This window comes from Planococcus sp. MSAK28401 (assembly GCF_018283455.1).
GTDB classification, from domain to species: Bacteria; Bacillota; Bacilli; order Bacillales_A; family Planococcaceae; genus Planococcus; species Planococcus alpniumensis.
Genome location: NZ_JAAMTH010000001.1, coordinates 1,462,346 through 1,485,798, shown reverse-complemented (window position 1 = coordinate 1,485,798; position 23,453 = coordinate 1,462,346). Strand labels below are relative to the sequence as shown.

20 protein-coding genes and 1 other annotated feature are annotated in these 23,453 nt (G+C 46.3%); of the genes, 3 read left to right on the top strand and 17 right to left on the bottom strand.

All coding sequences use genetic code 11. The features are described 5' to 3' along the window. The first annotated feature begins 144 nt into the window (after nt 1–144). Nucleotides 145–1,671: an AbgT family transporter gene (locus G3255_RS07530; RefSeq protein ID WP_211653932.1), complete on the top strand. Its 1,527-nt coding sequence runs from the start codon at nt 145–147 to the stop codon at nt 1,669–1,671. Nucleotides 1,672–1,918: 247 nt separating this feature from the next. Here G3255_RS07530 and G3255_RS07525 read toward each other — a convergent pair whose 3' ends face one another. The 15 genes from G3255_RS07525 to G3255_RS07455 all read right to left on the bottom strand — a co-directional run bounded on the left by G3255_RS07525 (nt 1,919) and on the right by G3255_RS07455 (nt 17,454). After that, nucleotides 1,919–2,674, bottom strand: a complete 756-nt coding sequence (locus G3255_RS07525) for a prepilin peptidase (protein WP_211653931.1) — start codon at nt 2,672–2,674, stop codon at nt 1,919–1,921. A gap of 179 nt (nt 2,675–2,853) precedes the next feature. Beyond that, nucleotides 2,854–3,612 carry a pilus assembly protein PilO gene (locus tag G3255_RS07520; protein ID WP_211653930.1) on the bottom strand — a complete coding sequence of 253 codons (759 nt, stop codon included), beginning with the start codon at nt 3,610–3,612 and terminating at the stop codon, nt 2,854–2,856. After that, entirely contained in the window at nt 3,609–4,376 is a 768-nt protein-coding gene (locus G3255_RS07515) for a PilN domain-containing protein (protein WP_211653929.1), read from the bottom strand. Before G3255_RS07515 ends, G3255_RS07520 begins: the two co-directional genes overlap by 4 nt. A gap of 6 nt (nt 4,377–4,382) precedes the next feature. Beyond that, nucleotides 4,383–5,321, bottom strand: coding sequence for a type IV pilus biogenesis protein PilM (gene pilM, locus G3255_RS07510; RefSeq protein WP_211653928.1), 939 nt, complete (start codon nt 5,319–5,321; stop codon nt 4,383–4,385). A gap of 20 nt (nt 5,322–5,341) precedes the next feature. Beyond that, a complete protein-coding gene (locus G3255_RS07505) occupies nt 5,342–5,788 on the bottom strand; it encodes a prepilin-type N-terminal cleavage/methylation domain-containing protein (RefSeq protein ID WP_211653927.1) in 447 nt (148 codons plus the stop codon). A 133-nt stretch (nt 5,789–5,921) separates the two neighbouring features. Further along, nucleotides 5,922–7,133 carry a type II secretion system F family protein gene (locus G3255_RS07500; RefSeq protein ID WP_211653926.1) on the bottom strand — a complete coding sequence of 404 codons (1,212 nt, stop codon included), beginning with the start codon at nt 7,131–7,133 and terminating at the stop codon, nt 5,922–5,924. A gap of 1 nt (nt 7,134) precedes the next feature. Further along, on the bottom strand, nt 7,135–8,178 hold the full coding sequence (locus G3255_RS07495; protein ID WP_211653925.1) for a type IV pilus twitching motility protein PilT: 1,044 nt from the start codon (nt 8,176–8,178) through the stop codon (nt 7,135–7,137). 3 nt (nt 8,179–8,181) lie between these two features. After that, nucleotides 8,182–9,840 carry a GspE/PulE family protein gene (locus G3255_RS07490; RefSeq protein WP_211653924.1) on the bottom strand — a complete coding sequence of 553 codons (1,659 nt, stop codon included), beginning with the start codon at nt 9,838–9,840 and terminating at the stop codon, nt 8,182–8,184. Nucleotides 9,841–9,862: 22 nt separating this feature from the next. Continuing rightward, nucleotides 9,863–11,443 carry a VanW family protein gene (locus tag G3255_RS07485; RefSeq protein WP_211653923.1) on the bottom strand — a complete coding sequence of 527 codons (1,581 nt, stop codon included), beginning with the start codon at nt 11,441–11,443 and terminating at the stop codon, nt 9,863–9,865. Further along, nucleotides 11,433–11,843, bottom strand: coding sequence for a hypothetical protein (locus G3255_RS07480; RefSeq protein ID WP_211653922.1), 411 nt, complete (start codon nt 11,841–11,843; stop codon nt 11,433–11,435). The genes G3255_RS07485 and G3255_RS07480 overlap by 11 nt, the downstream gene beginning before the upstream one ends. Nucleotides 11,844–11,891: 48 nt before the next feature. After that, nucleotides 11,892–13,376: a DUF7305 domain-containing protein gene (locus G3255_RS07475; protein ID WP_211653921.1), complete on the bottom strand. Its 1,485-nt coding sequence runs from the start codon at nt 13,374–13,376 to the stop codon at nt 11,892–11,894. A 9-nt stretch (nt 13,377–13,385) separates the two neighbouring features. Beyond that, complete coding sequence (locus G3255_RS07470) at nt 13,386–13,865, bottom strand: PilW family protein (RefSeq protein WP_211653920.1); 480 nt, start codon at nt 13,863–13,865, stop codon at nt 13,386–13,388. Continuing rightward, the gene (locus tag G3255_RS07465) at nt 13,853–14,326 is read right to left on the bottom strand and encodes a hypothetical protein (RefSeq protein ID WP_211653919.1); all 474 of its coding nucleotides are present in this window, start codon (nt 14,324–14,326) and stop codon (nt 13,853–13,855) included. Before G3255_RS07465 ends, G3255_RS07470 begins: the two co-directional genes overlap by 13 nt. A gap of 184 nt (nt 14,327–14,510) precedes the next feature. Then, entirely contained in the window at nt 14,511–16,217 is a 1,707-nt protein-coding gene (locus G3255_RS07460; RefSeq protein ID WP_211653918.1) for a sensor domain-containing diguanylate cyclase, read from the bottom strand. 46 nt (nt 16,218–16,263) lie between these two features. Beyond that, nucleotides 16,264–17,454, bottom strand: a complete 1,191-nt coding sequence (locus G3255_RS07455; RefSeq protein WP_211653917.1) for a bifunctional folylpolyglutamate synthase/dihydrofolate synthase — start codon at nt 17,452–17,454, stop codon at nt 16,264–16,266. 72 nt (nt 17,455–17,526) lie between these two features. Between G3255_RS07455 and G3255_RS07450 the strand changes: the two genes are divergently transcribed. Then, nucleotides 17,527–18,390, top strand: coding sequence for an ATP-grasp domain-containing protein (locus G3255_RS07450; protein ID WP_211653916.1), 864 nt, complete (start codon nt 17,527–17,529; stop codon nt 18,388–18,390). After that, nucleotides 18,387–19,181 carry an ATP-grasp domain-containing protein gene (locus G3255_RS07445; RefSeq protein ID WP_211653915.1) on the top strand — a complete coding sequence of 265 codons (795 nt, stop codon included), beginning with the start codon at nt 18,387–18,389 and terminating at the stop codon, nt 19,179–19,181. Before G3255_RS07450 ends, G3255_RS07445 begins: the two co-directional genes overlap by 4 nt. A gap of 37 nt (nt 19,182–19,218) precedes the next feature. Here G3255_RS07445 and G3255_RS07440 read toward each other — a convergent pair whose 3' ends face one another. Continuing rightward, nucleotides 19,219–21,852 carry a valine--tRNA ligase gene (locus G3255_RS07440; protein WP_211653914.1) on the bottom strand — a complete coding sequence of 878 codons (2,634 nt, stop codon included), beginning with the start codon at nt 21,850–21,852 and terminating at the stop codon, nt 19,219–19,221. 80 nt (nt 21,853–21,932) lie between these two features. Next, nucleotides 21,933–22,150, bottom strand: a binding site (T-box leader). A gap of 21 nt (nt 22,151–22,171) precedes the next feature. Then, nucleotides 22,172–23,221, bottom strand: a complete 1,050-nt coding sequence (locus G3255_RS07435; RefSeq protein ID WP_249222082.1) for an AbrB family transcriptional regulator — start codon at nt 23,219–23,221, stop codon at nt 22,172–22,174. Nucleotides 23,222–23,453: the final 232 nt, after the last annotated feature.

The window sequence follows — 23,453 nt, the reverse complement described above, 5'->3', positions numbered from 1 at the left end:
GCGCAATTGGCACTTCCTTAAATAGCTTTTCTTATGTTTCTTAAGGTTTTATAATGGGTAGAGTCTTTAATTTTTTGAAAATTACTATTACACAATAATTTAATAGTTGTTTTCTCATTTATGCTTGAAGGGAGTTTGTCTATTTTGAAAAACCAAAAACGGGGATTGTTCCAAAAATCCCTCGACCGCATCGAAACGATCGGTAATAAACTGCCGCATCCGGTGACCTTGTTTGCGGTTCTCGCAATCGTCGTCCTCGCGGTTTCCGCTTTGCTGGCGAACCTCGGCATTTCAGTCGAACACCCAGGCCAAGAAGGCGAAATCGTGGAAGTGAAGAACTTATTGAACGCAGAAGGCATTCAATACATCTTCGCGAGCATGGTCGATAACTTCATCGGCTTCGCACCGCTCGGCGTCGTGCTCGTGACGATGCTCGGGATCGGGGTTGCGGAACGCACAGGCCTCATCTCCGCTGTGTTGCGCGGATTCGTCCTGTCGATTCCGAAATTCCTCATCACTGGCGGGCTCGTCTTCGCTGGTATCATGTCGAGTGTTGCATCGGATGCTGGATATGTCGTCTTGCCTCCACTCGGCGCAGTGATCTTTATCGCACTTGGACGCCATCCGCTTGCCGGCCTCGCCGCGGCGTTTGCCGGTGTCTCTGCCGGATTCTCTGCCAACTTGTTGCTATCGGCAACGGACGCGATGCTCGGGGAACTGACCATCGCAGCCGCTTCGATCATCGATCCGGGCTATGCTGAAGGCATGAACATCGCGATGAACTATTACTTCATCATCGTCTCTGTGTTCTTGTTGACGATCGTCGGCGCTGTCGTAACGGAAAAAGTCGTCGAACCACGCCTTGGCGAATACAAAGGCGAGTTCCGCGAAGAAATGACCGGCCTGACAACGCTTGAGAAAAAAGGCCTGCTATGGGCTGGGATCACAACGCTAATCGGTGTCATTTTGACGGCTCTTCTCATCGTTCCGGAAAATGGCGTATTGCGCGGAGAAGACGGCGGCATCGTCCAATCTCCGTTCATGAGCTCACTCGTTCCGATCATCACCATCCTGTTCTTCTTGCCGGGCCTTGCTTACGGTATCGCGACGAAGAACATCAAGAGCGACAAAGACGTCGCTGCACAAATGTCTGACACAATGGCATCAATGGGCGTCTTCATCGTCCTGGCTTTCACAGCCGGACAATTCGTCGCTTACTTCGCTGAATCAAACATGGGCATGGTGCTCGGCGTCTATGGTGCCCAGGCACTAGAATCCATGAGCCTGACGGGCATCCCGTTGATCATCGGCTTTGTCATCGTAGTCGGGATCATCAATTTGTTCATCGGTTCCGCTTCCGCAAAATGGGCGATGCTTGCACCGGTCTTCGTGCCAATCATGATGCAGCTCGGCTATTCGCCGGAACTGACGCAAATGGCTTACCGCATCGCTGATTCATCAACCAACATCATCACACCGCTTATGACGTATTTTGCGATTGTTATCGCATTCGCACAGAAATACGACAAGAAAATGGGCATCGGTACATTGATCTCGGTCATGTTCCCATACTCGATTTTCTTCATGATTTTCTGGACCATCATGTTGATCGTCTGGATGTTGTTCGGTCTTGATCTTGGGCCAGCTTCACCGATCCGCTATAACGGATAATAGTAAAAAGCGACAGAACCGATTTGGTTCTGTCGCTTTTTTTTGTGGATTCAGCGTGTTGATATTCCACAGAACACCTTCGCTTTCCTGCGGGTGAGCGCTTAGCCTCCTCAGTCGCTTCTCGACTTGCGGGGTCTCATCTTTCTCGCTTCCCGCGGGAGTCTCAGGTGTTCTGCTCCATATATTGTATGTTAAAACGATAATTATTACTATGTCATCTTTTAAGATTACATAATAAAGTTATAATCTACATAAATAAATTGAAATACCAACCAATAAATTGTTCGCCCCATAAATAGACGAGGACGGCGGATAAAGCGATTGACGGGCCGAACGGAATCGGTGTTTTTCGGCCTTGTTTTCTTACTCGAAGCAAAATGATTCCTGCGATCGCACCGATAAATGAGGCGAAGAACAACGTCAGCAAAGCCCCGGCCGTTCCGAGCACGAGCCCGATGACAAAAAACAATTTGATATCTCCCCCGCCCATGCCTCCTTTAGATAAAATGGCAATCAACAGCAGGACGGAAAATCCGACCGACGCACCGACGAGCGAATCCCACCACGGATCGAGCGGAATGACGAAACGCAATATGAGCAGCACCGCCGCAAACGGCAATAGCACTTTATCCGGTATAAGCATATAGGCGATATCCGACACGGTGATGATGACGAGCAGCGACACGAACAACAGGCCGATGATCAATTCCGGCGTCAAGCCAAACTTCAAGAACACAATCGTGAACAAAACGGCGGTGATCGCTTCCATCATCGGATAGACCCAGTGAATCTTTGAACCGCACGTGCGGCATCGGCCTTTGAGGAATAAATAAGAAAAGACAGGTACCAAGTCAATGGCCGTCAAGCGCCGCTCACAGTTCGTGCAATGAGATGGCGGATAAGCGATTGATTGTTTTTTGGGGACACGCAAGCCAACGACATTATAAAACGAGCCGAACACCAGGCCAAATAGTGAGAAAAAAATTGAATAAGTTAGTATCATAGAAACCCTCTTTACTTTAAATTAATGGTAAGTTTTAAAAATTAATATAGCTTCTTATGAAAATAACCTTGCAACTGCACAAGGGAGTATAAAAGAACAGTTTTTTCTTATTACTTTTTTGAACCCCTTGATTTAGCCCTATTAAAAAGAGAGAAATCACAGTGATTTCCCTCTTTCGTTCATTGTTCTGTAACGGCTGCATTTTCTTCGTCTTCATTTTCTGAGTCACTATCAACGCCTTCATCTTCTGCCGTTTCAAACTCTACAGCAAAATCCGTTCCGTCATTTTGAGGCAAAGGGTTGACCTTGCCTGCAGGCGCCGGTGCATCTAGTTTGGGCAAACTGTCTGCTAACTCAATGAGATCCGGACGGAAATAGGCTGAAAAAGTGAGTGTTGCTTCGATGGGATCAATCTCCTGATCAATGGCAATAACTTCCTCGGTAGAATCAAAATCAATTGCTTCGACTATCAAGATGCGCTCCATTGATTCGACTTCGTCGATGAATGTAGTAATATCCTGGTATTCATTGGCGTTGATTGTCACCGTCGTTAAGACTTCCTGGAGGTTTTCAAGCCCTTCCACCGCGACTGGCAATTCCACCACGCCTTCAGTGATGCCGATATTATTGATCAATGTATTCGAAAGCAATTCAGCTTGTTCGACTTGCAGTACAATCATTTCCGTCAATGCTTCCACTGATACTTTTTTCTGCAATTCTCTGATGCTGACTCTCTCACCTTCCGGCAATTCCCTTAGTTGCGTTTGCAGAGTAACCAATACGTCCCGCTCAGAACTCAAAATCTGTTCTGCTTGCAGCTTGGCTTCTTTTGCTGGTGCATATAGAAAGAAATACGAGTATGCCGCGATAGCCAGAAGTAAAATAACCGCTAAGCCGATTAAGCCTTTTTCTTTTTGGGTTTTTGATAAGCTGCTCATTGGCCATCCCCCCCTATTTCTATTGGAGTGGTTTCAGCCGGTTCCGTGGTTGCCGTAGGCTCATCAGGTTCTACATCGACTTCAACATCCGCATCTCCATCTTCTGCAGGTTCATCCAGGACTTCGTCTCCCGGTTCTTCATTTGCCGCTTCACCAGCGACAGCACTATCTTCTGTCGGCAGGCGGTCGTCAATGAAGATAATTGTATAGGTAGCGATATAGCGTGGCGTTTCCTGAATAACAATTTCTTCATTATCGATATTTTCTTCAACTTCTTCAGTATCAAACTCTTCTTGTACAACGGTGTCTAACATCGCCGACTCAATCAGTTCTGATGCTTTCAACTGCGCCAAGTAATAAGCAGCTTCCCGTGTTGTATCGAATTGGACCGACAAAACCACCTCGTCCAAGCCGGTATATGAGAAATTGTCAAAAAATCCGCGCTCCGGCAAAATGGATACCAACTCTTCCAATAATGGAACGGTATCGAATTGATAGCTTTCCGCCCAATCCACAGTGGCTTTCAATTGCTGCTCTTCGTTCATGCCCTGGGCTACCTCCAATTGAGAGCGGATTGCCGCTTGTTCAGCTGCTACTTGCACAGCTTGCGCATTCAAAACTTGCTGTTCATTTTCATGGGAACTAGCCATAAACGCCAAAACCGCCCAGATAATGACGGCCAATAATAAAATGGAAATCGCCGCAATCAAAAACGCGGGGCGGTCCCGTTCTTTTTGCGGCAACAAGTTAATATCAACCAACATAAATCCTTACACCTCTTTCAGCGCGAGACCGATGGCCCGATTAAAGCGTCTTGAAACATCTTTTTCGTCACCGCAGGGAATGACGTTCAAAACCAATGGCAACACTTGCAATTGAAAACGGACTTCCAAGTTTCGCTGGAAAGATCGCCAATCATAAAATTCACCATTGCAGATGATTTTAGTGATTCCCATTTCTCCGCTGTTCATATTGTAGCGGTAGAAGTTCGCTAATTTTTCAGCTTCGATTTCAATGGTCTCCATAACAGCGGAGCGATCGGACATATACGGATCTGAAACTTCCAAATCCACCGGCCTCATAAACATCGGGTAATGTTCATGAAAAATGGAAACGGTCATTTTTTTCGACTGCAAATCGATAAGCATGATGTGTTCATCTTCATGAAAATCATGTTCAAGATACGCTAACCGGTAAAGAGCAAGCGGCGTAATATCTGCAACCAAGGCCTTCAGTTTCACTTGGTCAAACACATCTTCATAGGTCTGCATGACTGATTCCTTAGAAGCGATAATGATCGCTTCCCGTTCTTCATCATCAGGATGATACGGCACCACATCGAAGACGGGATCTTCAAAGGGCAGGTAAAGCGTCGAACCGATTTCGATAAAGAAATGGCCTTTCAGTTCATCGGCTTCGACTTCTTCGGGGTATGGTACTTTGCGGATAATAACGAATTCGTCAGGGGCGAGGAAGCGGACTGACTTCTTAGAGAGACCCCACTGATTGACAGCCTTACCGAGTTCCGCAGCCAGCGCATCCGCGTCAACAATCTTGCCCTCTTCGATGATGCCTTCGGGAAGAAGCAATTCTTCCGCACAATTCAGCTCAATCGGCATAGAGGATTTCAGGTCGACATGACGGATCGCGTCTTCTTCTATAGTGATGGTGACGACGCGTGCTTTTCTCGAGAAAAACGATAAGGCCATGTTTTCAGCTCCTTAAAAATTTAACGACCAGTAATTGAAATAGTATCACCGTCGCCAGTTTCTGAGTTATTAGGTAATGCAGAAACATCAGCTTTAGTAGTGCCAGCAGCATAAGTAATCGCAATGCCTCCATCTACTGTCGAAGCACCAGCAAAACTAGCATCTGCTGCTCCGGCAGGCGTATAAGTAAAGCCAGTAAGAGTTCCAGCATCGTCAATATATCCATCTTCAAGGTCAGCAAGTAAAACAGTTGTAGCAGTAGGATTATCGGCCAAGTACAATTCTGCAGCAGAAATTGCGCTTAAAGCATCTGATTTGGCAGCTCCTACACGGCTATTTTCAATAATATTCCCAATCGCCGGAATAGCAATTGCAGCAATAATCGCAATGATTACGATAACGGCCAAAAGCTCGATCAATGTCATGCCTTTCTCATTGTTTAATTTCTTCTGCAAGTATTTTTTCATTTTCTTTCCCCCTATTTTTTTACTATTAAATACTACTTTGAGTACAGCTCAATTATAACAATAGTACCAATTATAGCAATAGCTTTTTCTTGTTTTTATACGAAATAGTTTTAATACAAATTATGGAATAAGACTACAAATTGTCTACATTTTGGAACATTTCGAACATCGGCATCATTATAGCTAGAACTATAGTCCCGACTAATGCAGCAAGAAAAACGATCATGAGCGGCTCTATCAATGCCTTCAAACGGTCGGTTTCAGCGTCCACTTCCTTCTCATAAAACTCCGCCACTTTGCTAAGCATATGATCGAGTGATCCGGTCTGTTCCCCAATGGCAATCATATGAGGGATTAGCGGAGGGAATGCCCAATGTTTGCGCATCGGTTCAGTTAACGAGCCGCCGCGTTCCAGTGAATCCCGTGAAGCCAGGATAACTTTCGACATGACGGCGTTGCCGACAACTTTTTCGGTCATCGTCAAGCATTGTAGAATAGGCACCGAGCTGGAAAACAGTGAACTCAATGTTCTCGTAAGCCGGGCGAGTGCAGATTTCTGCAAAATCCTTCCGAATATAGGCAGCTTTAAAAGCAAAGTATCAAGAATCATATTGCCTTTCGGATTTTTGCGCATCAGCCAAATAACTGACGTCATTGCTAATACGGCCAATATGAGTAAATACCAATAGCTCATCACGAAGCCTGAAGCAGCCATGACAATTTGTGTGATCATCGGCAGTTCGCCACCAAAGCCTTCGAACATATCAGCAAACATCGGAACGATCGAAGATAATAGGAAAATAACGACGCCGATCGCCAGGACGCCGACCACAACCGGATAGGACATTGCAGACACCACTTTTTGCCTTGTCTGATAGGCTTTATCGTAATGCGTCGCTAGACTGTCCAGTGATTCATCGATATTTCCCGATAACTCTCCCGCTTTCACTAAATTGATCGTCAACGGCTCGAAAATCTTCGGGTATTTTGCCAGCGAGTCGGACAAGGAATTGCCTTTTCGCAGTTCTTCCGCGATTTCCGATAGCGCTTTTCGCAAAGCTTTCGATTCGACCTGCTGGGACAGGATATGAATCGAATCAACAATCGTTACGCCTGCCCGCATTAAGGTTGAAAACTGGCGCAGGAACATAATAAACTGGTCGCGTTTAACGGGATTGCCGATGACAATATCTTTTTGCAGCGTAGTGGCAGGCATTTCACGGATGTCGATTACGCGGATTCCATCATCGCGAAGTTTCTCTACCGCTTCTCGTCGGCTATTGGCTACAGCTATGCCGCTTCGGATTTTTTTTCGATCCCGGCCTTCATATTTATAGCGGGCCACCTTACTCCGCTCCTTTCAAGTATGGCTGGGCGACTTCACGCGTGATCTTGCCCTTTTTCAGTAATTCCTGCACAGAAGTCTCCATCATGTGCATGCCCGCTGCCCTGTTGGTCAAGATGACGTTCGGGATTTGGTGAACTTTTTCAGAACGGATTAGGTTTGAGATTGCGGGATTAGAGATCATGATTTCTGTTGCAGCAACTCGACCTTTGCCGTCCGCTGTCCGCAATAAGCGCTGGGAAATGACCGCTTTAATAATGCCACCGAGCTGTGTTCGTATCTGGGCATGTTGTTCGTGCGGAAAAACGTCGATAATCCGCTCGATTGTCGAAGCAGCACTGGACGTATGCAAGGTGCCCATAACCAAATGGCCAGTTTCCGCAGCGGTGATGGCGGTTGTGATAGTTTCCAGATCCCGCATCTCGCCGACGAGAATAACATCCGGATCCTGCCGAAGGGCAGCACGCAGCCCGTTGGCGAATGAATTTGTATCAAAGCCGACTTCGCGCTGATCGATGACCGACGTGCCATGTCGATGCATATACTCGATCGGATCTTCAAGTGTAATGATGTGCTTGGTCATATTTTCATTCATATAGCGAATCATGGCGGCTAGAGTTGTCGACTTTCCGGAACCGGTCGGACCGGTCACTAAGATCAACCCTTGATGTGTATCTGCCAGTTTTTTTAATGTATCCGGCATTTGTAAATCGTCGATAGTTGGAATTCGCGACGGAATTGTTCGAAAGGCATGCGAAATCGAGCCGCGTTGGTGGAAAGAGTTGACTCGATAGCGAGCCACACCGGCAATCGAGTAGGAATAATCCATCTCCCCTTTTTCAAGAAAGGTATCCCACAAAGATTCCGGCATTAAGGCTTTTGCAATGGCCATCGTGTCGTCGGGCATGAGTTTACTTTCACCAAATTGAACCAGCGTGCCATTCATCCGGAAAACCGGCGGGATGCCGGTTGTCATGTGGACATCGGAGACATTGCGTTCTTTGGCTTCGGTCAATACGTGATCGATAAATGTAGTTGTAGGCATAGGCTAGTCTGTCATGGCAACGCGAAGCACTTCTTCCGTCGTTGTCATGCCCTCCTTTACTTTTAATAGTCCATCGTCTATGAGGAAGATGGTTTTATTTTTGACGGCGATCTCTCGGATTTCCGCTGCAGTGCCGCCTCGGTTGATAATGTCTTTGATGGCATCATCTACTACCAGCACCTCATGGATCGCCATGCGTCCTTTATAGCCGCTCATATTGCATTGAGGGCAGCCTTTTCCACGCGAGACTGTGTCGATTGAGATGCCACGCTTGGCAAAAATCGCTTTTTCTCGCACGGTAGCGATTTGATTTTCCTTGCAGTCCCGACAGACACGCCGGATCAAGCGTTGTGCCACGACGGCATTTAAAGATGCTGTGACGAGGAAGGGCTCTATTCCCATATCCATCAGCCGCGTAATCGAAGCGATCGAATCATTTGTGTGGATTGTGCTTAACACCAAGTGGCCGGTTAAAGAAGCACGTATGGAAATGTCCGCCGTTTCCTTGTCACGGATTTCACCGACCATGACGATGTCCGGATCCTGTCGCAAAATCGACCGAAGACCGGCTGCAAATGTTAATCCGACATTGGCATTTACTTGAATCTGGTTTATTCCTTCCAGTTGGTACTCAACAGGGTCTTCTACGGTGATAATATTGACTTCTTCCGAGTTAAGCTTGTTCAATGCAGCGTAAAGCGTTGAAGATTTCCCGGAACCGGTCGGGCCGGATATGAGGATAATGCCATTGGGCTTATCAATTTCGTTCAAAAACCGCTCCATGTTCAAGTCATTAAAACCGAGCTTTGAAATGTCGGTAAGATTTTGGCTTAAGTCCAAAATCCGCATGACAATTTTTTCACCAAAAACTGTCGGCAGAGAGGATACCCGCAAATCGATGGCGCGAAAGTCTACCGTTGTCTTGATGCGGCCATCCTGGGGAATACGATTCTCGGTAATATCCAAGTTCGCCAAAATTTTGATTCTTGCAGTAATCATTTGTTGCATATTTCTAGGCAAAACCCGCTCAGTGCGGAGCGTGCCATCAATTCGATAGCGCACCAGAACCCGGTTTTCCTGCGGATCAAAATGGACATCACTGGCTTTTTGGGCAACGGCGTTCGAGAGTATCTGGTTGACCAGCCGGACAATCGGTGCATCCAGATCATTCAATTCTCTTTGCTGCTCTTCCGCAACCTGAGGTAATTCTTCCAATAACTCGTCATACGATTCTTCATCATAGTATTTGGCAATAGTCCGAACGATATCTTCTTTGGAAGCAATCGTCGGCTCGATCTGGAAGCCGGTTGTCAGCCTGAGATCATCTATCGTTATAAAATCCGTCGGGTCGTTCATGGCAATAAACAACCGGTCCCCTTCCGTCTTCAACGGCACCAAAAGCTTGCGCTTAGCAAACTCTTTAGGCACTACGTTGAAAAGCATCGGATCGAACGGGTAGCGAAAAAGTGATACATGAGGGATGTCCAGCTGGACTTCCAGCGTTTCGATCAATTGCTGCTCTGTGATGATACCGCGCTGCAGGAGTGCATCTCCAAGCTTTTGATCGGTTTGCTTGCCGCTCAATGTTTCTTGTAAATCCGCTTCCGTTAACAATCCATGTTCGACCAATATATCGCCTAGTCTTTTTCTGACAATCGCCATGTCGAGCTCCCCTCTCTTACAGTTACTTAGGAATCAGCTTGCCGCCTTTATCGTAAATAGGCACCTCGTCAGCTGTATTTTCATCTTCAGTGGGTTCAGGAGCTGTCGGATCGTCAGAAACTGAATCACTGGGTTGTCCAGCCGATGGCACTGTCGGCGTAATCGTTATCGTGTCATGGATACCGTCGCCATTTTCATCCACGAAACCAGGCTGCCCCTCAACCGGAACGGTAATAGCCGGTGTTCCGTCATGAATTCCATCTTCATTCTCATCTACAAAACCTGGCTGGCCGATGGTGGGCAAGGTTATAATTCCATCATGGACACCATCACCATTTAGATCGATAAAACCTGGCTGGCCTATTGTCGGAAAACTGTTGATTGGTGTTTCATCATGAATGCCATCGCCATCAGTATCGATAAACCCGGGTTCTCCGGCAACCGGCACTGACGTTTCTGCTTCCGACTGAGCCAACGCATGCACTTCGACACGGTGGACTGGCGGATAGAAATCATTCGATACCGTTTCGACTTCCATCACTTCTCCACCATCAAAAATTGTTCGGATGACATTCAAACGTTTTCCGGCTTGTCCCTCTGACTCAACTTGATTGCCACTGGAAACAAATGCACTGAATTGCTTAATCAATCGTGGCTCGATATTCGTTTCTTCAGTAATTCCAATCGTATATGAATACTGATAAGGGTATCCTGCGATGGACGCGTTCAAAGAGTCGCTTTCGATAGATAAATTCAAAGTGAACGAACTTTCATTTGGATTCGTAAAGATCAAATCGATGCCAAGTTGGCGGTTTATTGACGCTTCTTGTCCTAATGGAATCGAGTCCGGCACCTGAGAACCGATACTGCGCTCATCTATTAGGAAGTTGGTTTGAAGCACTGTGCTATAAATTGCGGATGCGATTTGCGTCAGCTGAGCATCGCTGACATCATTCAGTGGAAGTCCGGCAACAAATTCAAGAAAAGAGAATTGAGATTCTGGTGCCAGTTGAATTCCGTCCAAAGCTTCGATCACAACGGAACTGCCTTCATTTAAAAGCGTAGATGGAAATGCAACCGCTGCCAGCTGCTCACGATCAATGCTCAGGCTATCATCACTGATCGAGACTTGCGTTTTTATCTGCCCTCCTTGAAGAGCTGTTTCCAATTTTCCGTTGATGGCGTCAATATCCCCTTCAGAAAAATCAGCTACCGGAAAATGTTCACTTAAAAAAGAACGCGTCGTGGACGACGGCAACTCGAAAACAAAACTATTTTGAGTACCTGTTTTGGCATTGCGCACTGTTTCATCCAAAAGAATTTCCGCATTTTCCAATGGATAAGTTTCTGTTACATCCTGGTAAGTAACAAGAAGTTCAGCATTTGAGCGCCACGTTTCTGACTGGCCAGCAAACATCATTTTCGCCGATTCTACTGCCATATTAGATACATCGGTCGTGCCAATATAAGTATTGTCGCCAAATTCCTCTGTTGGAAACAGCCAGTTATCTACAGCATAAGCCCCGGCATTGGCCGTGCTATAGACTGAAACCGCTAAGCCGAAAACTATCGCAAACGCCAGTCCAAATAATTTATTGTCCACGGGTAATCTCCTCTCGCCCAGAATCAATCGAATGCATGCCGAACGGTTTCGGCTTTTCAGCGGGTTCTGCAAATGCGGGTATTTCTTCTGGCGTCGCTAAATAAGTTTTTGTGTTTTGCCTTTTGAGCTCGCGGCGCTCTTCAGCCAAGCGCTGCCTCTCTTTTTGTTCTTTCTCGGTCAGTTTCATGTATGCAAAAGCAACCAAAAAAGACAATCCGAGAAGCGCCAGCATTACCATGTACCAAGCATATATTCCTTGCATCATGAGTGCTGCCCCCGCAGTGGCAAGTCCCCCGACGACAATTGTCATCCGCTTTGCGAGCGGCACCTGTTTGAAAAGCAAATATGTGAGCGGCAAAACCACTGCCGAGATGATAATGAAAATCAGAATATAAACCAACGACGAATACCCCCTATAAGTTTTTATCTATTTGTTTCGTTGTAGCAATCACGATTCTCTAAATGGATCTGGAATAATTTCAACCTCGGACTCACTTGAGCCAAGCTCTCCGATCATTGGTATGCTTTCATGATTTATTGGAACATATTTCAAAATCGTTCCCCCATTGGCATAATAACTTTTGCTGATGATGGATCCATCCACTTTTCCACCACCTAATAATTTTACACCTGCATTTGGTGCAAAAATAAGAGAACTTCCCACTCGGGCGCCACCTGAAATTGTAAGGTTATCCCCACCAGTCAACACATGCCCTAAAAAGCCTCCTCCACCTGTAAACGTTATATTTGCATTTTCAGCATATAATGAACCGTTGATTTTCATGTCAGCAGCAATATTGATGTGTTTCTTAGCAGTGTTTCCAGCTGTTCCTTTCAAGAATATTTCCAGTTTGTCTCTGCTTCCATCCAGATTAAAATTACCACTGCCAAATGCCATATTTTGCGTCACATAAATCGTTAACTTTCCTGTTCCGGTTATCTGGATTTGACCGGTGGCCAAATTCAAATTATCTACAACGATCGCCCTGTCTTTGTTGCCCGTTTCTATGGTCAATTTAATATTTTGCGCTACATTTATATTTTTAAAATAAACATCACTAGTTAAATTTAAAATATAATTCTGTGCCTGCCACGAAGTAATATTCAAGTTTCCATTATCAATAACCTTGAATCGATTGTATTGACCACCGATTGTGACATCTGCCATTTGTTGGTATGAGGGATATTCAGGGAATGCCGGCAATTCACGTGGCACCAGCTGTCCACTATAATTTGAAATTTTGGAAACATGCTTGCTCAGCAAATCGTTTGGAGCATTTATAGGGTTGGGAGAAGAACCGACAGGAACAAGTATTTGATTTGAAATTCCTGCTCCACCATCCATTTTGATGGAGCCGTTTGAGGTTAATTCAGTACCAACACTTCCATTAACCTGCGCACCGCCAGTCAACTCGATTTGCTCTTCAGTGTACAAAGATAAGTTTGTCGGAATTGAAAACCGGCTTCCTTGTGTGTATTGCACGTTGAAATGTCCTGAAACTTCCCGTTTACGGCTGCCAATCTCTCCTACAGATGTCAGCTTGTATTTCCCAAGTGAGATTTTCTCTATAGTAATAGTAGCAACCGGAGTTTCTCCAGCATGTGGAGCAAAAGAGTCTATTACACGAGAGTTCAGGTCAGCAAGGGCAAGTTCAAATTCCTGAAAGAAATTATCCGATGAAGTTGTATTTGATTCTATTTTTATTTTCTCTTCATTTATTTCTTCCATCGCCTTTACTGCTCCGCCTTCAGCGATGTAAAATGCCGATTGGAAGTCTTGTTCACCAGTACTTTGTGTCAAGTTGTTGGCGGCCATCCCCATCATAGAAAGTCCGAGAATAGAAATAACTACTAAAACAAAAAGCACCATAACCAAAGAAATGCCTTCATTGTTGGTCATTATCTTTAATGGGTTACCAGAATGTTTTTTCATTAATTCCACCTACTCTCTTATGAGGATCTTAGTACAAAGAGAAATCTCTTTGTCCAGACTTTCTATTTTCACTAATACTATATTGTCTTTTTTCAAAAATGCAGCAGCTCCAATATTTTCAGCGAGCATTACGTCATTTTTGTATATCTTTTGATTGGAAAATCGATAGTTAAAGGATTCTGTTTCTAAAGTAGTCCCTTGGGCATTGGCAAATTGATAGGTGCAAGCTCCCGTTTCTGAAACAATATCATTTTCTTCTAATGTCACTTCTTCAGCACTTCGAATTTGCTTAGTGATATCTTTCATAGCCAAAGTCACTGAATCTTGCATATCAGCTTCCGTGTTCTGCCTATCCACTGTGTTTTTTCCGGTGACAAATATATTCATCGACAAGGTGATGATGATACCTAGCAATGCTAGAACCGCTAAAATTTCCACCAGCGTCAAACCTTTGGAATCCAACCTTGCAATACGCATCAATTTTCCCATACTAAGATAGTCTCCATTTGTGATTCGATTATTGTCGGCTTATTGGATGTCGAGACAGTAATAAGAACATTCTTCATGGCAGTCTCATCCAGCGCTTCGCATGATGGACCTTCGTCAGATGCCGCGTTAATATACATATTGGCAACAATGCCATTGGAAGTGTTTTGAAAATGCATACGGCAATCCCGATCAGATGTCACGTAATCCCACTGTGTACTTATTGTTTCAGGATCATCTAGCCAGTCGCTAAAGCCCACATCACTGCTGACAACTTCGTATACTTCTTCAATTAAGTTTTGAGAAATATATGTTCCTTCTATTACAACACCGGATTTCTCAATGGCGTTACCTGAATGAAAAAGCAAAGGCATAAAACCTATAATTATAATTGATAACAATAAAATTGAAGCAAGAATCTCTAAAATGGATAAGCCTTCTTGATTGTTTAATAGAAATTTCAAATACCTTCACCTCATCAACAATGTCACTTATTATTAATTTATCAATTAAATGTAATTTATTTCATATCATACATGTATTCATCACTATTATTGCATTTTTTTTGTATTTTCGCATTGTTTTATTCCAATCATTTAAAATGCCCACAAAAAAAAGACTAGAAATGGGGAGCGCCCATCTGTAGTCTTATTTCGTATAAGCCGCAACCTTATTCCGCCCCGCTTGCTTCGCCCCAATATACAAAGCCCGGTCCGCATTGCGGATCATGGCCATGGCGTCATCGCTGTCTTGTGGTGCTGAGGAGACGCCGATGCTCATGGTGATCTTGATGCTGGTAGGGCCTCGATGTTCATCCAGATCGCTGTGGATGGTGAATTCGTGCTTTTCAATTTCCTTGCGAATGTTTTCAGCGAACAACAGCGCCAATTCTTTGCCGTAGCTTGGCAGCAGGATGACAAATTCTTCGCCTCCATAGCGCGCAATGGTTCCTTCGCTTCCGACCATGTCAGTTAATAGTTTGGCAAGACCGATTAAGATTTCATTGCCACTTTGGTGCCCGTATTTATCGTTGATTGTTTTGAAATAGTCGATGTCCATCATGATGACGGATAAGTTGTCGAGTTCTCCGTTGTTCACTTGTTCCATGCATTTGCCGATCGCTTCGTCCAAATAGCGGTAATTGTATAATTTGGTCAGCCCGCAGCGTTCGCTCTTAGCGATCGCTTTTTGGACGAGCACCGCTTTTTCCAAGGAAACGGCAAAATAAGTGCTTAAGATGTCCAAAATTTGAAGCTGGTGGTGAAGAAATGCGTGCTTCCGGCGTGTGGCGAGAACCAACACCCCTTCGATTTTATTGTTTCTCGAAATGGGCATCGCCATGAGGCTCTCTGACTCCGCATGGATATACTCTGTTGGTATGTTCTTCCACTGGGCTTTGCTGCTGAAAATAAAAGAATCGTTTTCAATGATTGCTTTTCCCGCGATCCCTTGGTCGTAGTTGACCGGCTCTATGTCGATTGGTTTGAATTCATTGTCTTCAAACATGCGCAGCATGATCAATAATTCGTTGTTCCGGTAATCGATTACATAGGCATAATCCACTTTAAAAAGTTCAGCGACTTGAATGACGAACTGGTCGAGCACTTCATCGGAAGACAAGCGGGCAGCCAGTTGATGTCCGATCTCCCCCGCTTTTTTCAAATCGTTGTTCACTTTTTCAGAATTGGTGTACATATGTATAATGGCAGTCATCGTAAAGAACGGAATGCCGAGCAGCAGCAATGCCGCCAAGCCGAAATAAGCTTCTGACATATAAAGGGCGATAGAGAATGGGAAAACTAAAAATGTAATGGAGAAATCCCAAATGGTATCGAGTGAGAAAAAATCTTTATGTTCACCAAGGATGCGGATATAGCCATAGAGAATCAATTGATTTGCGACGAAAGAGACGGTCTGGAACAACAGGCCGAACAAGATAACATCTCCCAGATTCAACGAACCGATCTCACCGCCTGCAAGCATAAATGACAAACCGGCAATTACAGAAATAAAATAAAACATCATGGAATTGAACGGAATTCGCACCGACAGGCTTTCAGAAGTCCGCAACCGTAAAATAACGATGAGCATCGTTACTTGGGAAAGTATGACTTCCACGAATAGCCCGTACTTCAAGAACACGGCAACCATTAGCCATTGGACAAGGTACGTCGGCACGCCGCCAATGTTCATCGGGAACAAGCAAGCCAGAACGAAAAAAGCCAAATAGGCTAACATATCGGCCATTTCCATAGCAGGCGGCGGGTAATATTGATAGATAAGGTAGAGTCCTGGCGGAACGATTAACAACCATGCCGTCCAAAGAATTCTCTTTCTTTTTGATAATGGATCCATCGCTCTTCTCCCTTGCTATGTTCTTGCAGCGCCCCCATTTTGATGATCAGCGGTTTTTGTAATGCCGGAACATTTCATAATTTTGTTGTTTTAAAATACTAAGTAGGTAAAGAGAACCTGTGACTATTGTCACTTCCCTATCTTCTTGTACAGGTAATATATCATAATCATTTCGAATTGTCTTTATTTTACTTATATTTTCTGAAAATAAAATATGCGCCGGCATTGCACGGTCTTCGCTGAAATCAATAAACGTAAAATCAGTGCTAATTTTTTCCAGCTCTCTTAAAATAGATAAATAGTCCTTACCTTGAATTAACCCCATTACGATACAGATTTTTTTATTTGGGTAATTTTGCTGTATGGTTTTCACCAAAGCTTTGATGCTCGCTTCATTGTGTGCCCCGTCAAAAATAACATCGCGGAATACTTCTTCAAAGCGGAATGAAATAGAAGCGTGAGATAAGCCGTAAACCGCTTTTTCTTCATCAAAGTTTCCTGCCAGCAATTGCTCAGCAGCCATCCATGCCAAAGAGGCGTTGATTTTCTGATGATCCCCTTTCAGTTTCAAAGGACCGCTATAGCCCTCTTGAACAGCAAAGACAGCAGAATTTTTTTCATTCGCAATTTCATTGACTATCATGCGGGCAGGATCCGGCAATTGCCCGATGATGACAGGCTTGTTTGATTTGATAATGCCGGCTTTATGCCAGGAAATTTCTTCAATGCTGTCGCCGAGAAACTTTGTGTGTTCCTTGGAAATGCTCGTGATGATCGCAATGAGCGGGTCGATCACATTGGTGCTGTCGAATCTGCCGCCCATGCCCGCTTCGATAACGATGTAGTCCAACGATTTTTCTTTAAATATAAGAAAGGCAGCAGCCGTCAGCAATTCAAAATCCGTCAATGGCGTTTTCACGTTCGCCAGTTGTTCCATTGCCTGGTCGATTTCCGCTGCTCCGACCGGCAGCCGATCGATTTGGATTTGGTCATGGACATCTTCGATCGCAGGGGAAAAGAAATTGCCGACCCGTTTTCCGTGCGCCATAAGAATGGAGGAAACTAAAGCTGCCGTGGAGCCTTTGCCATTGGTTCCTGCGATGTGGATAAAGGACAGTCCTTGATGGGGGTTCCCCAACTCAGCCAAAGCGGATTCCATCGCTTCTAGTCCAGGTTGAATCGAAGCATCCGACCGGACACCCCATTTATCTTTATAGTGATCGAGTCCTGTAATCATAAAAAAACCTCTTTCCGTAAGTAAACATGATACACTTTTTACGTATGAGTATATCATGAAGGTGGAATGGAAATGCTGAGTTGTTGGGTTATCTATAACGGAAGCCTCGTTTCCGATAAATTTCAAGACCAAGCGCAATTGATGGCAGAAGCCGCCGAGCGCCAAGGCATCCAAGTGTCAATCAAGAAAAATTACGAAATCCAAATGTCGCTGTCTGAACAGCAGTCGTTTCCCGATTTTGCGGTGCTGCTCGACAAAGACATTTTGCTCGGCTATTTTCTTAAAAGCCGTGGGGTTCCCGTTTATAACGATCCGGCGATCATCGACTTATGCGATAACAAAGCCACGCAATACATCCGCTTGGCGGAAAGAAAAATCCCGATGCCGAAGACGATCGTCGCTCCGAAAGTGTATCCGAACTTCACGATCCAAGGTTCCGGCTATTTTGAAGGCGTATTGGCTCAAATCGGCTTGCCGATGATCATCAAGGAAGGGCACGGGTCGTTTGGCATGAAAGTGTATTTGATTGAAACGGAAATTGAGTTTTACGAAAAAGTCGAAAGCCTATCCGGAATCGATTACGTATTCCAAGAATTCATCGCGGAAAGCCGCGGGCGCGACATCCGTGTCAATATCGTCGGAGAAAAAATCGTTGCGGCCATGAAACGACAATCCGATACCGACTTCCGTGCGAACATCACAAACGGCGGCCGGGCGTTCCCAGTCGAACTGACTCCCGAGCAACAACAACTCGCACTGGAGGCGGCACAAGCAGTCGGTGCCGTATTTGCCGGCGTCGATCTGCTATACGGACCGGACGGCCAAACGCTCGTCTGTGAAGTCAATGCGGCTGCACATATCCGCAATATCCTCAATGTCACAGGCATCAATGTCGCAGATGAGATGATCCGCTATATCCAGGAGGATTTGGCATGATCTTTTTATACGAATCCGCCGCTGCGCAGCACAATCAAGGTTTTATTGATGAATTAAAGCGCTTTTGTTCAATTGAGTTACTCACCTGGGACGATTGGAGCGATTCGGGGCTGGAACAATTACTTAAGCGTGTCCAGGGGCAATCGGTGTTTTTTCGCGTACGCCAGCCGCATGCGGCGCGTTTTTTGGAAGACCGCGGCGTACGGCTCATCAACCGTGCAGAAGTGAACCGCATCGCCAACGACAAATGGCAGAGCCATCAATTTCTGCAACTGCTCGGCGTGCCGGTGATCCCGACACAGAAAACGCCGCTCCCAGTGCCTTATGTAAGCAAAACTGCAGACGGCCATGGAGGCCAGGAAGTTTGGCTCGTGAAATCCGCTCAAGATATGCCGGACACTAAAGTACCTCTCCTCTATCAGCCTGTCATCCCGCATATAGCCGATGTCCGGGCATACGTCATCGGCAAGGAAATCGTCGGTGCAGTCAAACGCAGTGCCACTGATTCATTCAAAGCGAATTATTCACTTGGTGCTAGCGCTGAAAGCTTTGAACTGACGGCTGTCCAACGGCGAGACATTGAAAACATTGCCAAAGCGTTGAAGAGTGATTATATCGGCATCGATTTTTTGTTGTTGGAAGACGGCCGCCATGTGTTCAATGAACTTGAAGACCCCGTCGGCGCCCGCTCCTTTTATCAAACACATGAGGACAATATCGCCGAGCTCTTGGCACAACATTTTACGAAACTGGAACAAAACTATCCGTTCCGCGAAAGTGACCGGAACTAAAAAAGCGATTCCCCAATTCGGGAATCGCTTTTTTCTATTACAGGTTCTTCAATTCTTCCATGCGTTTTTCAACGGTTGCGTGCTTCTCGAGGTAATCCGCTTCTTTCTTGCGTTCCTCTGCCACTACCGCTTCCGGTGCTTTCGACACGAAGCGTTCGTTCGACAATTTGCCTTGAACGAGTTTGACTTCCTTCGCCCATTTGTCGAGTTCTTTTTGCAGGCGTTTCAATTCTTCTTCGATGTCGATCAAGCCTTCAAGCGGCATGAACAATTCCGCTCCGGACACGACCGCTGACATCGATTTCTCTGGTGCTTCGATGTTGTGGCCAATCGTCAACGTCTCCGGGTTGCAGAAACGTTCGATATACGCTGCGTTTTCTTCGAGCACCGATAAAGTTGTCGCGTCTTTCGCGCTGATCGTCATCGGCACTTTCTTGCTCATCGGCGTCTGGACTTCCGCGCGGATCGTGCGGACCGAACGAATAACGTCCATCAATAGCTTCATGCTGTCGGCTTTTTTCACATCACTCAGTGCCGGGTCGGCTGTCGGCCAAGCGGCAATCGTGATGGATTCGCCTTCAGTCGGCAAGTTCTGCCAGATTTCTTCAGTGATGAACGGCATGAACGGGTGTAGCAAACGCATTGTGTTATCGAGCACGTAAGCGAGCACCGAACGCGTCATCGCTTTTGCCTGCTCGTCTTCTCCGTACAATGGCAATTTCGCCATTTCAATATACCAGTCACAGAAATCATCCCAGATGAAATTGTAAAGCAAGCGGCCTACTTCCCCAAACTCGTAGCGTTCCGCAAGGTCTGTCACTTGTTCGATCGTTTCGTTGAGGCGCGTCAAGATCCATGTATCAGCCACGGATTTCTCGCCGGACAAACCGATATCTTTGTGCTCCATGCCTTCCATGTTCATCATTGCAAAGCGCGAGGCATTCCAGATTTTATTGGCAAAGTTCCAAACCGACTCGACTTTGTCGTTCGAGTAGCGCAGGTCCTGCCCTGGAGATGATGCAGTCGCCAGGAAGTAGCGCAAGGAATCTGCACCGTATTCCGAGATCACGTCCATCGGGTCGACGCCGTTGCCGAGTGATTTCGACATTTTGCGTCCTTCCGCATCCCTAACGAGGCCGTGGATGAGCACGTCTTTGAACGGTTTTTCACCAGTGAATTCAAGTGCCTGGAAAATCATGCGCGATACCCAGAAGTTGATGATGTCATAGCCCGTCACGAGTGCATCGGTCGGGTAGTAACGGCTCAACTCATCGTTTTCTTCCGGCCAGCCGAGTGTCGAGAACGGCCATAGGGCGGATGAGAACCACGTATCGAGAACATCTTCATCTTGCGTCCAGTTTTCTGCGTCCGCCGGTGCTTCGTGGCCGACATAGATTTCGCCGGTTTCGTTATGGTACCAAGCCGGAATCTGATGTCCCCACCACAATTGACGCGAGATGCACCAATCGCGGATGTTTTCCATCCAGTGCAAATAGGTTTTTTCGAAACGGTCCGGCACGAAATTGACGCCGTCTTCGCTCTTCTGGCTGTCGACCGCTTTCTTCGCGAGTGGCTGCATGTCCACGAACCATTGTGTCGATAAATACGGTTCGACGACTGCACCGCTGCGCTCGGAATGCCCGACGGAATGAAGATGTTCTTCAATTTTGAATAAAACGTCCATATCCTGAAGGTCTTTGATAATTGCTTTACGGCATTCGAAGCGGTCCATGCCTTCGTATTTGCCGGCGTTTTCGTTCATCGAGCCGTCTTCATGCATGATGAGAACGCGTTCCAAATTGTGGCGATTGCCGATTTCAAAGTCGTTCGGGTCGTGGGCCGGCGTGATTTTCACGGCACCGCTTCCGAATTCGCGGTCGACGTAATCGTCTGCAACGATTTCAATTTCACGGCCGATGATCGGCAAGATGACTTTTTTGCCGATCAAATGCTGATAGCGTTCATCTCTCGGGTGAACCGCGACTGCCGTATCGCCAAGCATCGTCTCAGGGCGAGTCGTCGCAATTTCAATATGGCCAGAACCATCAGCCAACGGATAGCGCATATGATAGAACGCACCTTGTACGTCTTTGTAGATCACTTCGATATCCGAGATTGCTGTTTGTGTCGCCGGGTCCCAGTTGATGATGTATTTGCCACGGTAAATCAATTTCTTCTCGTATAATTTGACGAATACTTCGCGCACCGCTTTGGACAAGCCTTCGTCCAAAGTGAAACGCTCGCGTGAATAGTCAAGCCCCAGGCCAAGTTTCGACCATTGCTGGCGGATATGGCCTGCGTATTCTTCTTTCCATTTCCACGACTCCTCAAGGAACGCTTCGCGGCCCATATCGTGGCGTGAACGGCCTTCTTCTTTCAGCTTGCCTTCGACTTTCGCCTGTGTCGCGATGCCGGCATGGTCCATGCCAGGCAGCCACAACGCATCATAGCCCTGCATGCGCTTCATGCGGGTCATGATGTCCTGCAAGGTGGTATCCCAAGCATGCCCCAAGTGAAGCTTGCCCGTGACGTTCGGCGGCGGGATGACGATGGTATATGGCGTTTTGCCGCTTTCCGGTTTCGCTTCGAAGAATTTATTGTCCACCCACCAGTCGTAACGCCCTTGTTCGATTGCTTGCGGTTCGTATTTCGTTGATAATTGCTTGCTCATCCAAATTCCTCCTCTTGGCCAACATGCGGCACATTTTCTGTCGAACTTAAAAATGAATACAAAAAAACTCCTGTCGTCTCGTAAAGGACGAAGGAGTTTTTCGCGGTACCACCTTTATACACAGGCAGAATTCGCCTGGCTCTCAAGTTCGATAACGGATTCGCATCCGGTTCCCGCTACTCATTTCACGGCAACTGCTCCGAGGTGACATTCAAATGCGGAACATGAAAGCCTTTCACCACTCGGCTTTCTCTCTGAAATGTCCCGGACACTTTACTATCCTCATCAACGCATCAATATCCTGTTAAGCTTATTGTACTCAATAGCCTGATTTAGCGTCAAGCTTTTTCACGTAGTAGGCGACGAGTGGTGCCGCAATGAGCAAGATGAAGAACAGCCGGAACAGATGTAAGCTCGTCACCAGCGGCACATCCGCCCCCGCTTCGAGTGCGGTAATCGTCATCTCGGCCATGCCGCCGGGAGCTGCACTCAAGAAAAAGTCGAGGAATAGATACTCTGGCAATAACCATTCGAGCCCGTAGGCAATACCCGCAGAAAAAGCGATCAGCAGTACCGTGTTGAGAAACACCGCCCCCGCAATCCGCCCGTCCAAGGAATCGCCGAGCTTTTCCATCGATAAACCAAGATGCGTCCCGATCAACACTTGCGCGATAATGATGACGAGACTCGGCAAATCAATTAAATCGCTGCCGGTCAAGGTCTGGACGACCGCCATCGCAAGAACCGGCGCCATCAATTCACGTGCTGGAAAAGAAATGCGCTTCATGATCCAGAATAATACGTAGCCGAAGACAAGGGCAATGCCGAATGCGTAAGGTGAGAACTGGAAGCCCGCCTCCACAATATCGCCAGAAGCCCGCCCTGATAAAAGTCCTGCAGCGAGCGGCACGGTAAAGACGATAAGCAGGATGCGGAAAGTCTGCATGACCGACACGATCGTCACATTGGCGGATTTCACGTCTTCAGAAATGAGCACCATCTGCGACAAGCCTCCCGGCATCGATCCGAGCAACGCCGTCGACATCGTCACGCGCGTCATGCGCTGGAACAACCAGCCGAGCCCTAAGGAAAACGCGACGACCGCGATGGTCATGATAAACATATACGGCAGATCCGCCGCCATCAACAATACCGACTCCTGGGTAAAGGCTGCGCCGATCTGCACGCCAAGCAGCAACAACCCAAGCGTCCGGAATACTTTCGGCCAGTGGAACTTCATATCGGTCACTTGCCGCAAGATAAGAAAAGCCGCCATCGGGCCCAACAGCCACGGCAGGAACAAACCAGTCAGGCTCAACAAAAAGCCAGCGCCCAATACGATGGCCAAAGTCATTAGAAAACGTTTCAATGCGTTACCAACTTTCACTAATTAAAAGATCTATTAGTTTTATATTACCAGACTATTAGACATAAAATGAATTTCCCTCTATAAATCAATCCATCAACTCATAAGTTTTGTCACGCTTATGGTCAATATATTGCTCTTCCTTCCGCTATCCGGAAACAGTGCAAAGATTTGTTTATAAAAAAACCGCCCCCGAAAGCCAGTCTTTCTAGCCTTCAAGGACGATTCTTCTAAT